Here is a 14,386-nt window from a genome sequence, read left to right on the forward strand (position 1 = left end):
GGCAGGAAACTACTCGACGGTCACGCTCTTGGCGAGGTTGCGGGGCTGGTCGACGTCGGTGCCCTTCACGCAGGCGACGTGATAGGCCAGAAGCTGTACCGGCACGGCATAGACCAGCGGCGCGATCAGCGGGTGGACACGCGGCATCTCGATCGTGGCGATGCAGCCTTCGCCCGCCTCGGCAATGCCTTCGGCGTCGGAGATCAGCACCACCTTGCCGCCGCGCGCGCGCACTTCCTGCATGTTGCTGACGGTCTTTTCGAACAGCGGGCCGGAAGGGGCGAGGACGATCACCGGCACGGCTTCGTCGATCAGCGCGATGGGACCGTGCTTCATTTCGCCCGAGGCATACCCTTCGGCGTGGATGTAGCTGATTTCCTTGAGCTTCAGCGCGCCTTCGAGGGCCAGCGGATAGTCCGGCCCGCGCCCGAGATAGAGCACGTCGCGGGCAGGGGCGATAAGATGCGCCATCGCCGCGATCTCTTCGTCGAAGGCGAGTGCGGCGTTGAGGCTGGCCGGGGTCTGCAGCAGGTGCTGGACGACCTCGTTCTCTTCCGCGCGGTCCATGCGCCCGCGCTTGACGGCAAGATGCGCGGCCAAAGCGGCGAGCACGGCCAACTGGCAGGTGAAGGCCTTGGTGGAGGCGACGCCGATTTCGGGGCCCGCGTGGGTCGGCAGCAGCAGGTCCGCCTCGCGGGCCATCGTGCTGGTGGGCACGTTGACGACGACGGCGATGGTCTGCCCGGCCGCCTTGCAGTGCTTGAGCGCGGCCAGCGTGTCCGCCGTCTCGCCCGACTGCGAGATGAAGAGCGCCAGGCCGCCCGGCTCCAGAACGGGGTCGCGGTAGCGGAATTCGGACGCCACATCGATGTCGACCGGCAGGCGGGCGAAGGTCTCGATCCAGTACTTTGCGACCATGCCCGCGTAGAAGCTGGTGCCGCAGGCGACGATGGTGATGCGCTTGATTGCCGAAAGGTCGAAATCGATCTGCGGCAGGGCGACCGACTGATCCACCTGGTGGATGTAGCTGCGCAGGGTCTGCGCCACTACGGTCGGCTGCTCGAAGATCTCCTTTTGCATGAAGTGGCGGTAATTGCCCTTCTCGATGGCGACCGCCGAGGCGCCGGAGGAGACGATTTCGCGCTCTACCGGGTTGTTGTCCGCATCGAAGATCCGCGCGCCCTCGCGGGTGATGACCACCCAGTCGCCTTCCTCGAGGTAGGAAATGCGCTGCGTCAGCGGGGCAAGGGCCAGCGCGTCCGAGCCAAGATAGGTCTCGCCCTCGCCGTAGCCAACGACCAGCGGCGAGCCGAGGCGGGCGCCGATCAGGAGGTCGGGGTGCTGGCGGAAGGCGATGGCAAGGGCAAAGGCGCCGCGAAGCTGCGGAAGGACGACCTTTACGGCCTCTTCCGGCGAAAGCCCGGCCTCGACCTGTTCGGACACGAGATGGGCGACCACTTCGGTGTCGGTCTGGCTCTCGAACGTGCGGCCCCGCGATTCGAGAGCTTCGCGAAGGGGGCGGAAGTTCTCGATGATGCCGTTGTGGACGAGGGCGAGGTGCCCGGTCGCATGGGGGTGGGCGTTGGCGGCGGTGGGCGCGCCGTGGGTGGCCCAGCGGGTATGGGCGATGCCGATCAGGCCATCGGCGGGGTCGCGGGCCAGTTCGTTGACGAGGTTGATCAGCTTGCCCTGAGCACGGCGGCGGATCAGCTGGCCGTTTTCGACCGTGCAGACGCCGGCGCTGTCATATCCGCGATATTCCATGCGCCGAAGGCCGTCGACGAGCCGATCCGCGACCTGTTCCTTGCCGACGATGCCGATGATTCCACACATGCGCTTGAAGTACCTTGTTCGAGACGAGACTGCCTTGCCCTTACGCCGATAATCGTTGGCGTTTGGTGGCGCCACCATGAAGGCTTGGTAATGTGTGCAAAGCCGCGGGAATTTTGATCGGGAGGCAGGGGCTCAATCGTCGCCGTCGATCATGCCTGCAAGTCCGCCCAGCGCGCCAAGGCCGAGCAGGGTGCTTTCGCCGCGATTTTGCCCGCCATAGGGCATCGCCGCCGCCATCATCCGCCCGGCCAGGCGCGAGAACGGCAGGGACTGGATCCAGACTTTTCCGGGCCCGCGCAGGCGGGCAAAGAACACGCCTTCGCCGCCGAAGATCATCGACTTGACCGAGCCTGCGCGGATCACGTCGAAATCGATTCCCGAGGTGAAGGCGGCGACGCAGCCGGTGTCGATATGCAGTTCCTCACCCGGCTCCAGCGTGCGTTCGATCACGGTGCCGCCCATCTGCACGAAGACCCAGCCGTCGCCGTCCAGCCGCTGCATGATGAAGCCCTCACCACCGAACAGGCCGGTCATGATCTTCTGCTGGAAGTGGATGCCGATCGACACGCCGCGCGCGGCGCAGAGGAAGGCGTCCTTCTGGCAGATCAGGCGGCCGCCGATCTCGTCCAGCTTGATCGGCACGATCGAGCCGGGAATCGGCGCCGCGAACGCGACTCGGGCCTTCCCGCGACCTTCGTGCGTGAAGACAGTGGTGAACAGGCTCTCCCCGGTCACGAGTCGCTTGCCGGCGCCGAGCAGCTTGCCCATGAAGCCGCCGCCCTGCTGTTCGGAGCCGTCGCCGAACACCGTGGACATCGTGATCGGGGCGTCTTTCCAGACCATCGCGCCTGCTTCGGCGACCGCGCTTTCACCGGGATCCAGTTCGATTTCAACGAACTGGAGCTCCTGACCCTTGATCTCGAAGTCGACATCGTCGGCCACGGAGGCGCTGCGGCTGTGGCTCCAGGGGCTGGTGGGCATGAAAAACTCCGGATGTTGAAATAAGGTTTGCCGTGATCTGGGTGCGGCGAAACATCTTGTCAAACTGCGCTCGTCGGATACTCTAGGAACTTCGACGAAGACCATTCGATGAAACAGCCCGGCACAGACTGGCGCACGAAGGTCCGATCGGGAGAGGACTGTGCCGATGAACTTCATGATGAAGTCGGTTTCGTTGCTGGTTTCCGTCGCCGCTTCGGCGATTCCGGGTCTTGCAACCGCCGGCGAAGCTACGCCGATTGCGCTGATCAGCAGCGCTGCCCACGCCGAATATGTCGGCATGGTCAGCCGTGGTTTCGACATGATCCGGGCGGGCAAGCCCGGCAAGGCGGTGAAGCTGTTCGATTCGGTGATTTCCGCCAATGAGCAGGGGCTGACGGGCGATGCCCGGCCGCGCCTGTGCCTGTCGGAAAAGGCGTCGGGCCATGCCGCGCCGCGCGATGCGGTGATGGTCAGCAGCGCGGTATGCGACGCGCATTTCGGCAAGGGATTTGCGCTGGTCGATCTTGGCCGGGGCGATCTGGCCGAGGCGGAACTGCGCCGCGCCACCGAACTGGCGCCGGACAATGCGCATTATGCCAACGAATATGCCGAGTTGTTCAAGTCTCGCCGGCAGTTCCAGGAAAGCTACGACCTGTTCGCGCGCGCCTGGTCGGTGGTGGACAAGGATACCAAGGGGCCGGATGCCGGGATCGCTGCCCGCGCGCTGCGCGGCATGGGTTTCAACCTGATCGAGCTTGGCCGCCTGGACGAGGCGAAGACGATGTTCTCGCAGTCGCTTGCGTATGATGCGGGCAATGCCGCGGCAAAAACCGAACTGGACTTCATCGCCCAGCGTCAGGCCATCGGCTCCTGAGTTCAAGGGCGAGGGCGGCATCAGCCGCCCTCCGTCTTTTTGCTTGGCGCCGTCTTACTTGGGGCCTTACTTGGCCTCGGCGGCCTTTTCGGCCTTTTTCTTCTTCATCGCGTCGTGGAAGCGGTCGGCCCAGCCGGGCTTGACCAGCTGTTCGCCGCGCACGAGGCGAAGCTCGCCGTCACCCACGTCGCGCGTCACCGTGCTGCCCGCCGCGACGATGGCATCGGCGCCGATCTTCACCGGGGCGACCAGCGCGCTGTTGGAGCCGATGAACGCACCTTCGCCGATGACGGTGCGGTACTTGAAGTAGCCGTCATAGTTGCAGGTGATCGTGCCCGCGCCGAGGTTGGCCCTGGCGCCGACCGTGGCATCGCCGACGTAAGTGAGGTGATTGGCCTTGGCGCCTTCGCCCAGTTCCGCGTTCTTGATCTCGACGAAGTTGCCGACCTTGGAACCCTGCCGCAGCAGCGCGCCGGGGCGCAGGCGGGCATAAGGGCCGACACTCACGCCGGTTTCGATCGTCGCGCCTTCGATGTGCGAGAAAGCGTGGATGGTCACTCCGTCGGCTATCGAAACGCCGGGGCCGAACACCACGTTGGGCTCCACGGTGACGTCGCGGCCAAGCTGCGTGTCCCAGGCGAAAAACACGGTTTCGGGCGCGATCAGCGAGACGCCGTCGGCCATGGCCGCCGCGCGGCGGCGGGCCTGCCAGCGGCCTTCCGCCTCGGCCAGTTCGCCGCGGCTGTTGATGCCGCCCACTTCGTGCGGATCCTGGGTGACGATCACCGCGCAAGTGCGACCGTCCAGCGTCGCCACGTTGACGATGTCGACAAGGTAATATTCCCCTTGCGCATTGTCGTTGCCGACGCGGGATAGCAGGTCGAACAGGTCGGCCGACTTCACCGCCATCAGGCCCGAATTGCACAGGCGGCAGGCGCGCTGTTCCTCGGTGGCGTCCTTGTATTCGACCATCATGGCGATGCGGCCATCGTCATGGGCCAGCACGCGGCCATATTGCAGCGGGTCTTCCGGCTCGAAGCCGAGCACGACCACGGCCGGCGCGTCCGGCGCATGGAGCCGGTCGATCATCGCGCGCATCGTCTCGGTGCTGACGAAAGGCACGTCGCCATAAAGAACCAGCACGTCGCCCGAAAACCCGGTGAGCGCATCTTCCGCCTGCTGCACCGCGTGGCCGGTGCCCAGTTGCGGGTCCTGCACCGCGATGGTGGCGCGGCTGCCCAGCGCCTTTTCAAGCTGTTCGCGGCCGTGCCCGGCCACCACCACCTGTTTCTCAGGGGCAAGCGCGGCGGCGCTTTGCAGCAGATGTTCCAGCATCGGCCGGCCGGCGATGGGATGAAGGACCTTGTGCAGGTCGCTCTTCATGCGGGTGCCCTTGCCGGCGGCGAGGACGACGATTGCGAGCGGATTGGAATTTTCGACCATGTTCATCACTTGCCAGCAAATTGTTGCGGTTTCTACTTCGGGGAGGCACTGAAGAGGGGATGACGCAGTTCCCTTTCGACGTAGTCGGCTTCGATCTTGACGGCACCCTTCTCGATACGCTCGGCGATCTTGCCGTGGCGCTCAATCATGCGCTTGCGATCGAAGGGCGGCCAGCCATTGCCGTGGACGGGGTGCGCGATCTTGTCGGCGGCGGCGCGAAAAAGATGCTCGCCAAGGGCCTCGAAGTCACTGGCGGCGGGGTTTCGGACGAGCGGCTGGACGAACTCCACGCCGCGCTGCTCGATTTCTATGCGGACAATGTGGCCCATACCACGCGCTTCTACCCGGGCGGCGAGGCGATGCTCGACGGGCTGGCCGCGCGCGGCGTGAAGGTGGCAGTCGTTACCAACAAGCTGGAACGGCTGGCGGTGGAGATCTTTGCCGAACTGGGCCTGACCGACCGTTTCTTCACCGTGATCGGCGGCGATACCCTGGGCCCCGGGCGCGCCAAGCCCAGGCCCGACCTGATCGAACTGATGCTGGAACGGGCCGGCGCCGGTGAGCGTCCGATCCGGGCGGCGTTTGTCGGCGATACGACCTACGATACCGGGGCGGCGGCGACGGCGGGCATTCCCTGCGTTGCCGTCAGCTTCGGTTTCAACGACCGGGCTCCGCAAGATCTCGGCGCGGCGGCGGTGATCGACCATTTCGACGAACTCATCCCGGTGCTGGAGCGGCTCTGACCCGTCAGGCTTCCATGTTGTCGAAGACGTAGCCGAACGAGCGTACCGTGCGCGGCAGGTGCGGCACCTGCATCGTGCGCAGCTTGCGGCGCAGGCGGCTGACCCACGAATCGACCGTGCGCTCGTCACAGACCTCGACGCTCTTGCCGAGCACCCCGATCAGTTCGCCGCGCGTGAACACCCGGTTGGGATTGCGCGCGAAGTGGTTGAGCAGGCGCTGCTCGTTCGATTGCAGCGGCACGACGAGGCCCTTGTAGCGCGTCAGGTGCGAATCGGGCTGGATCACCAGCTCGCCGATCTGGATTGCCGGCACTTCCTTGCGAGCGGCCGAAACCGGCTGGTAGATACGCAGGCGCTGCACCAGCGCCTTGGGCGAAAGCGGGCCGATCAGGTAGTCGTCCGCCCCTGCTTCCAGCGCGCGGGCCTGCGCGCGGGGATCGGGTTCGGGCAGCACCATGGTGATGTGGAGCGGGTGATCGTTGATACGGTCGCGCAGCAGCCCGCAAAGCTGCAATCCCGACATTTCGGGCAGCAGCCAGTCCACGAAGACCCATGTCGGTCCTCGCAGCGCGCGGGCGCACAGATCGGTTGCGTCGGTCACTTCCGCCTCGAAGGTCAGGAAGTTGTCGCGGATGGCGCCGACGTGGGTGAGGTCGCCCGAAGTCAGCACGATGTCGCCGGATTTGATCATTGCATCCTGCAATTCGATGGAAATGATCAGGTCCCATAAGCCCGAGGTAGCCGCCACACACGTGTCAAATTTGTCATGTTTGCGGCGTCACAATCCGGTCAAGAAAAATACAAGAAACCAACATGGTTCTGACCAAGGCCATGCCTAGTCAGCCTCCCTGCCGCCCCGGTGGCGGTCCTCGCAGCGCAACTGCGCGAGGGCAAATCGAGAGATTCAGGGAGTTTCCACATGATTCGCCACGCCATCCGTCTGGCGGCCACGTGCAGCATCGTCGCGCTGGCGCAGATGCCGGTTGCCGCGTTTGCAGCCGACGCCGCTGCCGCCCCCGAAGCTGCCGCACCCGAAGCTGCAGCTGCCGAAAGCGGTGAAGGGGCTCCGATCATCGTCACCGCCACCAAGCGCGAGACCGACCTGCAGAAGACGCCGATCGCCATCGCCGTGGTCTCCAGTGCCGATCTCGAAAAGCAGCACGTCCAGAGCCTGATCGACCTTGCCAGCGGCACCGTTCCCTCGCTGCGCGTTGCCACCTTCGAGGCGCGCCAGTCGGCGCTGACCGTCGGCATTCGCGGCATCGTGCCGTTCGACGCCAACCAGACCGCGCGTGACCAGGGCGTTGGCGTCTATCTCGACGGCGTCTACCTCGGCCGCCAGCAGGGCCTGAACGCCGCGCTGTTCGACGTGCAGCGCATCGAAGTCCTGCGCGGTCCGCAAGGCACGCTGTTTGGCCGCAACACCGAAGGCGGCGCGCTGTCGATCGTGACCAAGGCGCCCACCGGCGAGTTCGGCGGCCGCGTGGAGGCGGGCATCGGCAACTACGGCCAGCGCACCGGCGAAGCCCACATCGACCTGCCCGAATTCAACAACATCTCGATCAAGGTGGACGGCGTCTACCAGCATCAGGATGCCACGGTGAAGAACCCCGCCGCAGGCCAGGTCGGCTGGAACTATTACGACCGCGTCGGTGGCCGCATCCAGGCCCAGTGGAAGCCGGTGGACGGCTTCACGGCGAACATCTCGTTCGACAAGTCGCGCGACGACAACACGCCGATGTACAGCCAGCTCATCAACTACAACCCGAACAACCTGCCGGTGGCCACGCTGGCGCAGATCGCCGCCAACGGCGGCAAGCTGCCGAGCGGTTATATCGCCCCGCTTTCCCCGCTCGTTCAGGTCAGCGGCGACAAGCGCATGAAGACCGCCGACATCGGCGTGCCACAGCAGGTCAGCACCGACCGCACGCAGGGCGTGATGGGCAACCTCAGCTACGATCTGAACTCGGATCTGACCCTGCGTTCGATCACCGCGTGGCGTCAGGTCGATACCGACCAGTACGACAACTCGGGCGGCGCGCACCGCACGGTGTTCCTGCCGAACACCAAGTTCAGCCGCTACTCGCTCTCGTTCCTCGACCAGCACCAGTTCAGCCAGGAACTGCAGCTTGTCGGCAGCCTGCCCAACCTCGATTTCGTGGCGGGCGGCTACTACTACAACGAGCACGCCAGCGAATATGCGGCGACGCCCAGTTCGAACCTGTGGAACGCGGACGGCACCGGCTACACTACGCTGAGCCCGAACGTGACCGGCACGGTCTCCTCGAGCAACCAGGGCTGGTCCGACGACTCGCTGTTCCTCCAGCGCGACAGCCACGCCAAGGCCGAGAGCCTCGCCGCCTTCGCGCAGGCCACCTACACCCCGCCGATGCTCGATCAGCTCCACCTGACGGTCGGCGCGCGCTACACGCATGACAAGCGCGACGGCACGTTGGACATCGTGAACGGCGCTGCGGTCGATTACGGCTTCCACTACAGCAAGGACCGGTTCGACCCGATGGTCACGCTGGCCTATGACGCCACGCAGGACCTGAACTTCTACGCGAAGTACTCCACCGGCTACCGCGCCGGCGGCGCGAACGACCGTTCGCAGACTTTCGATGCCTTCGGCCCGGAAACCGTGAAGTCCTACGAAGTCGGCGCGAAGATGATGTTCCTCGACCGCAAGGTGCGCCTGAACCTTGCCGGCTACATCATGGATCGTGACGGTACCCAGGTCGATTTCGACAACGTGAACACCGATCCCAGCAGCCCCTACTTCAACCTGCACACGCAAGAAACGACCAACGCGCCGGGCACCACCAAGATCCGCGGTGTCGAGGCGGAACTGAACGTCCATCCGATCGACAACCTGTCGCTGGGTGCATCCTATGCCTATACCTACACCAAGGTGCCCAAGACGCTGAACCCGTTCCTCAGCACCGCGACCACCTCGGTCTATCAGAACGTCTTCATCGTCTATACGCCGAAGAACGCGGCCTCGGGCTTCATCGACTACAGCATCCCGGTTGGAAGCCGTGACGAGAGCGTCCAGTTCCACCTCGATGCCGCCTATGCAGGCCGTCAGTACAGCTTCGAGGACGAGAACGTGAAGGCGCAGAGCAGCTTTATCGTCAACGGCCGCATCGCGCTGGCCGACATCCCGATGAGCGACAACGGCACCAAGCTGACCGTCTCGGTGTGGAGCCGTAACCTGTTCAACGAGACGCACATCTACCGTCTCTCCTATGCGAACCAGAACACGCTGGGCGCTTACGGCAACTTCAACCCGCCGCGTACGTTCGGCGTGGAAGGCACCGTTCGCTTCTGATCCTGTCCTCGGCGGGTGGGCTCCAATCCCGGAGCCGGTCTGCTCAATTCCCTGCAACAGCCTTCGCGCGGCGCGGCTTCGGCCGTGCCGCGATTTTTTGCGGCGTTGAACGCCGGGGCGATCCGGCGGGTGCTTGCCGGTGCGGCGCGGGTCTGCCAGCCATTCTCCTGGAAAAGACGCCCGCAGGAGCGGCGCCGAGGGAGACGACGATGCCGACACCGGGTGAAAAGCTGCGTGCGCTGATCGAGAGCGGCGAGCATTTTGTCGCCGCCGAGGCCTATTCGGCGCTGACCGGGCGGATCGTCCAGAAAGTCGGCTTCAAGGCGGCCTATCTGGGCGGCCATGCCTGCTCGGCATTTCACTACGCGGTCCCGGACAACGGGATCTTCTCGCAAGTCGAGATGATCGAGCAGTCGGCCCGGATCGCGCAGGCCATCGATATTCCGCTGATCGTCGATGCCGATACGCTGGGCGAGACGGTGGCCGATGCCTATCACTTCACGCGCCGCTACGCCGCTGCCGGGATCGCCGGGTATCATGTCGAGGATGAGGTGAACCCCAAGCATTCCAAGCACGACAACGGGCTGTGTTCCATCGAGGACATGCAATTGCGGATCGAGGCGGGCGTGAAGGCGCGGGGCGATTCCGGGCTGGTCATCATTGCGCGCTGCGACGAACTCTACACCAGCGCCAATGGCGGCGGCGGCTCGGGCTCGGTGGAGGAGGCGATCCGGCGCGGTCACGCCTATGCCGAGGCGGGGGCCGACGCCATTGTCTTCGCCAGCGCACCGCCCGCGCAGCAGGCCGAGGTGATCCCGCATATGAAGATCCCGGTCTGCACGCTGGGTTTCAACCTGCCGGATACCGCCTTCACGCTGTCGACCGCCTGGGGCTGGGTCTCGGCGGCGGTCGGTCATCTCGCCATGGCGCGGGAACTGATGGAGACGGGCTCGGTGAAGAGCGCGATGGGCGCCTTCGCCAACTTCCCGGAAAAGTACGATCTGATCGACCAGGCGCTCTACGACGATCTCATCGCCGAATGGGCCGAACGCACCGGACGGCCGACGCGGCCCAATCACGCGCGCTGAACGGGACGAGCCGGGGGACCGTGTCCCCCGGCCCGGACATCCGTTACTTCACAGGTTCGGTGACACCTTCCGGCAGGGCCAGCACTTCGAGGCCCTGCGCGGGATCGAGATAGCGTCGCGCTTCGGCTTCGACGTCGGCGGCGGTGAGCGCCTGAAGGCGGTCGTGCGCCAGCTTGAAGCGTTCGATGCGGTCCGCCTCGGTCTGGGCGCGGTCCACCAGCGCCATCCAGCCGGCATTGCTCTTGAGCGCGTTCTGGAAGGCTTCGAGCAGCGGCTGGCGCGCGCGTTGCAGCACGTCGTCGCTCACCGGCGCCTTGCGCAGCTGCGTCATCACATCGGCAATCGCCTTGCGGGCGGCGGGCACGTCGGCAACGTCCACCGAGGCGGCCACGGCAAAGGTACCGTAGCCCTTCCAGCGGCGCGACAGCGCGGCACCGGCCGAAGGCGAATAGGCCTTGCCGAGCGCTTCGCGCAGGCTGTCGGTCAGTTCGATGCGCACCACCCGTTCGAGCAGTTGCAGCTTGAGCGTCTCGATCGCATCGGCATCGTCGCGCGTCGGCCAGGTTACGCGCAGCAGCGCCTGATCGGCCGGGCCGGTGTGGCGGACCACGCGCGGCTTGCGGTCCGTGGTGAACGTGCGCGGCGGCTGGTCGGCGTACTCGCGGAAGGCGGTTTCGCGCGCGGGCAGGGCGCCCAGCGTGGCGGCGACATCGGCAATCGCCTTGTCCTCGTCGACATCGCCGACGATGCCGACCTCGATGGCGCCGTGCGCCAGCCGGTCGCCGATATCGGCCTTCAGCTTGGCATAAGTGAGCTGGCGGTAATCTTCCAGCTTGCCCAGGCTGAAGCGGGGGTCGTTGTCGGAAACGATGGTGCCGAGATCGGCCTGCATCGCCGAACCCGGCGTCGCGCGAAGGCTGGCGAAGGCGTTGTTGATCTGCTGGCGGTACTGCACTTCGCCTTCCGCCCGGTAACCGGGATCGGTGATCAGCGCGGTGAGCAGTTGCAGCTGCAATTCGAGGTCGCGCGGCGTCGTTCCGGCTTGCGCCGCGAAGCTGGCCTCGCCCTTGCCGAGCCCGAAGCCCAGCGTGTGCCCGGCCATGATCGTGTCGAGTTCGTCGCGGCTGTGCTTCCCGAGGCCGCCTTCGTCCATGTAGGGCACCATGTCGGTCGCATGCGGGTTGGCGCGGGTGTCGAGCATGTTGCCGCCGTCGATGGCCACGCTGACGGCGATGCGGTCCCTGGTGATGTCGGTATGCTTGAGGTTGAGCATCACGCCATTGGCGAAACGCACCTCGCGGATGCCGTAAAGCGGATCGAGCGTGTCGGAAACGACCGTGCCGGGGGTCCCGAAATCGGTATAGGCGAACTGCGCCGTGGCAGCGGCCTGCTCGGCGGGGAGCGGCGCGTGCATGGCCTGGCGCCAGGCCTCGCGCAGGGCCTTTTCACCGCCTGTCGGGCCCGTGCGGCCCTCGAAGCGGATCAGCGGCTTGTCGAGTGCGAGGGCCTCGCGCTTCATCGCCGCCAGCACGGCGGCGGGGGTGATCTGCGGGGCAAAGGCCGTGAAGCGGTCGAGCGCGCCTTGCGGCGTCGAGGGCACCTGACGGTCCTCGACAAGCGAGAGCGCGGCGGCGGCAAGGGCGGCATTGCTGCGGGTATTTGCCGAGCCTGCGGCATTGGTCAGAGCGGTGCGCAGCTGGGCGAGCTGTTCGGCCACTTCCGCATCGGTGAAGCCGCCGGTCAGCGCACGGCGATATTCGCGGGTGGCCGCGGCAAGGCCATCGGCCCATTTCCCGTCCACGCTGTCGATGATGAGGCGGGTGGAGCGAGCGGCCTCGAACACGTCGCCGGTGCCGAAACCGGCGCCGCGGAACGCCGGTTCGGCACTGCGGGAGAGGCGCTGGAGACGGCGGTTGACGATGTCGTAGCCGACCGAGCGCAGCAGGTTTTCCTGCCGCTGGGCGATCGTGTCGGGCTCGTCCAGCCACTTGCCGTTACGCTGGATCACCAGCCGCTCGGAGAGGGCGGGGTCGATCCAGATGGCGGTGCGGTCCTTGTCCTTGGGATTGACCGGACCGGCATCGGGCTGCGCTTCGGCGGGGCGCGGTGCCCAGTCGGTGAAGCGGCTGCGGATGGCGGTTTCCACGGCGTCCGCGTCGAAATCGCCGATCACCACCAGCGTGGCATGGGCGGGCACGTATTCGCGCTCGTAGAAGGCGCGCAGCGATGCGGCGCTGGCCGCGTTCAGGGTTTCCGTCGTGCCGATCGGGAAACGGCGGACATAGCGCGAGGCCGGATAGAAGAACCCGGCCGACGCCACGCTGTTGCGGTAGCCGTAGCTGTTGCGGTCGCGCATTTCCGAGAAGATCACGCCGCGCTCGCGGTCGACGGCAGCCTGGGCGATGGTCAACTCGCTGGCAGTCTCGCGCATCAGCATCAGTGCGGTATCCAGCAGGTGTTGGTCGGCGCGCGGCAGGTCGAGCTTGTAGACGGTGCGTTCGAAGGTGGTCGAGGCATTGGTGTCGGCACCGAAGGCCAGCCCCTCACGTTCCAGCAGCGGCACCATCTGGCCTTCGGGGACGTGGGCCGAGCCGTTGAAGGCCATGTGTTCGAGGAAGTGCGCAAAGCCCTGTTCGGCATCGGTTTCGTCAAGCGATCCGGCGGCGATCTCCATGCGTACCACGGCCGTGCCGGCGGGGGTCGCATTGTGGCGGATCACATAACGCATGCCGTTGGACAGGCGGCCGAAGCGAAAGTCGGGATCGACCGGGACGTCGCTCTTCTCGAAGGCCCAGCTGCTGTCCTCGGCACGCGGCGCGGCTACGGCTTCGCGCGCCGTGGCCGGAGCGGAAATGGCAGGGATGGCGGCGCCAAGGAGGAGGGCGGTAATGAGAATCGTTCGCATGTGGCGCCAGTGCCTGAGCAAGATGCTGATAACAAGAGGTGATTTGTGCGAATTCAGGCCGCTTTCGCAAGCCTTGACGCGAAAAGGCCCGGCACACCTTGCGGTGGCCGGGCCTTTGCATGCGTTCAGGCGATGCCTTACTTGCCGCGCAGCTTGCGGTGCTTCGACAGGTCGAGCACTTCGCTCGGGCCATTGTCGTCCTGCAGCAGGCCGAGGCGGCGGGCGACTTCCTGGTAGGCCTCTTCCTCACCGCCCAGATCGCGGCGGAAGCGGTCCTTGTCCAGCTTCTCGCCGGTGTGCATGTCCCACAGGCGGCAGCCGTCGGGGCTGATTTCGTCGGCCAGGATCACGCGGCTGTAGTCGCCGTCCCAGATGCGGCCGAATTCGAGCTTGAAGTCGACGAGGCGGATGTCGATCGCCGCGAACATGCCGCACATGAAGTCGTTCACGCGGATCGCCATCGACGAGATGTCCTGCATCTCCTCGTTGGTGGCCCAGCCAAAGCAGGCGATGTGCTCTTCGGCGACCAGCGGATCGCCCAGCGCGTCGTCCTTGAAGTAGTATTCGATCAGCGTGTGCGGCAGCATCTCGCCCTCGGGGATGCCGAGGCGCTTGGAGATCGAGCCGGCCGCCACGTTGCGCACCACGACCTCGATCGGGATGATCTCGACCTGGCGGACCAGCTGCTCGCGCATGTTGAGGCGGCGGATGAAGTGGTTGGGCACGCCGATGTGGTTGAGGCGCGTGAACACGTACTCGCTAATGCGGTTGTTGATCACGCCCTTGCCCTGGATCGTGCCCTTCTTCTGCGCGTTGAACGCAGTGGCATCGTCCTTGAAGTACTGGATCAGGGTGCCGGGTTCGGGGCCCTCGTAGAGGATCTTGGCCTTGCCCTCGTAGATCTGGCGGCGACGGGACATGCGTGTTCGTCCTTGAATGGATAAAAAGAGCAAGCCCCGGCGCGGGGGCGTCGCTAGGCGACAGCTCGGCCGGGGCGTTCGAGCGCGCATATAATTCAATGGGGGGCAAAAGCAAACCGGCTTGCGTCATCCGGTCGGCGATGCAGGGTGTGTGAGGCTGGTGGCGGAGGAAGTGCGCCACTATTGCGAGCGTGGTGCGCCGCTTCTATCCCGTGTTTGCAGACGGTTCGCGGCCGGGACGTGACCGTAACGTGGACGGACCCTGGAC

Annotated in this window: 10 protein-coding genes; 4 read left to right on the forward strand and 6 right to left on the reverse strand. The window is 65.6% G+C overall.

The genetic code is table 11. From position 1 onward, the window contains the following. Positions 1 to 9 precede the first annotated feature (9 nt). Entirely contained in the window at positions 10 to 1,833 is a 1,824-nt protein-coding gene (gene glmS / locus CA833_RS13345; protein WP_207078295.1) for a glutamine--fructose-6-phosphate transaminase (isomerizing), read from the reverse strand. Positions 1,834 to 1,965: 132 nt separating this feature from the next. After that, complete coding sequence (locus CA833_RS13350; protein WP_142634593.1) at positions 1,966 to 2,814, reverse strand: TIGR00266 family protein; 849 nt, start codon at positions 2,812 to 2,814, stop codon at positions 1,966 to 1,968. A gap of 166 nt (positions 2,815 to 2,980) precedes the next feature. Between CA833_RS13350 and CA833_RS13355 the strand changes: the two genes are divergently transcribed. After that, complete coding sequence (locus CA833_RS13355; protein ID WP_142634591.1) at positions 2,981 to 3,688, forward strand: diguanylate cyclase; 708 nt, start codon at positions 2,981 to 2,983, stop codon at positions 3,686 to 3,688. A gap of 66 nt (positions 3,689 to 3,754) precedes the next feature. Here the strand turns inward: CA833_RS13355 and glmU are convergent, their stop codons facing one another. Continuing rightward, the gene (glmU, locus tag CA833_RS13360; RefSeq protein WP_207078296.1) at positions 3,755 to 5,131 is read right to left on the reverse strand and encodes a bifunctional UDP-N-acetylglucosamine diphosphorylase/glucosamine-1-phosphate N-acetyltransferase GlmU; all 1,377 of its coding nucleotides are present in this window, start codon (positions 5,129 to 5,131) and stop codon (positions 3,755 to 3,757) included. Positions 5,132 to 5,190: 59 nt separating this feature from the next. Between glmU and CA833_RS13365 the strand changes: the two genes are divergently transcribed. Then, positions 5,191 to 5,874, forward strand: a complete 684-nt coding sequence (locus CA833_RS13365; protein ID WP_207078297.1) for an HAD hydrolase-like protein — start codon at positions 5,191 to 5,193, stop codon at positions 5,872 to 5,874. 4 nt (positions 5,875 to 5,878) lie between these two features. Here the strand turns inward: CA833_RS13365 and CA833_RS13370 are convergent, their stop codons facing one another. Further along, positions 5,879 to 6,565 (reverse strand): response regulator transcription factor, encoded by a 687-nt coding sequence (locus tag CA833_RS13370; RefSeq protein WP_142634585.1) that lies wholly within the window; start codon positions 6,563 to 6,565, stop codon positions 5,879 to 5,881. A 228-nt stretch (positions 6,566 to 6,793) separates the two neighbouring features. On the opposite strand from CA833_RS13370, the gene CA833_RS13375 reads away from it, so the two are divergent. After that, positions 6,794 to 9,205, forward strand: coding sequence for a TonB-dependent receptor (locus CA833_RS13375; protein ID WP_207078298.1), 2,412 nt, complete (start codon positions 6,794 to 6,796; stop codon positions 9,203 to 9,205). A 209-nt stretch (positions 9,206 to 9,414) separates the two neighbouring features. Then, positions 9,415 to 10,293: an oxaloacetate decarboxylase gene (locus CA833_RS13380; RefSeq protein ID WP_142634581.1), complete on the forward strand. Its 879-nt coding sequence runs from the start codon at positions 9,415 to 9,417 to the stop codon at positions 10,291 to 10,293. Between the two features lie 43 nt (positions 10,294 to 10,336). Here the strand turns inward: CA833_RS13380 and CA833_RS13385 are convergent, their stop codons facing one another. Further along, the gene (locus CA833_RS13385; RefSeq protein WP_207078299.1) at positions 10,337 to 13,198 is read right to left on the reverse strand and encodes a pitrilysin family protein; all 2,862 of its coding nucleotides are present in this window, start codon (positions 13,196 to 13,198) and stop codon (positions 10,337 to 10,339) included. Between the two features lie 137 nt (positions 13,199 to 13,335). Further along, entirely contained in the window at positions 13,336 to 14,118 is a 783-nt protein-coding gene (gene purC / locus CA833_RS13390; protein WP_142634577.1) for a phosphoribosylaminoimidazolesuccinocarboxamide synthase, read from the reverse strand. Positions 14,119 to 14,386: the final 268 nt, after the last annotated feature.

The organism is Novosphingobium sp. KA1 (assembly GCF_017309955.1).
Lineage (GTDB): Bacteria > Pseudomonadota > Alphaproteobacteria > Sphingomonadales > Sphingomonadaceae > Novosphingobium.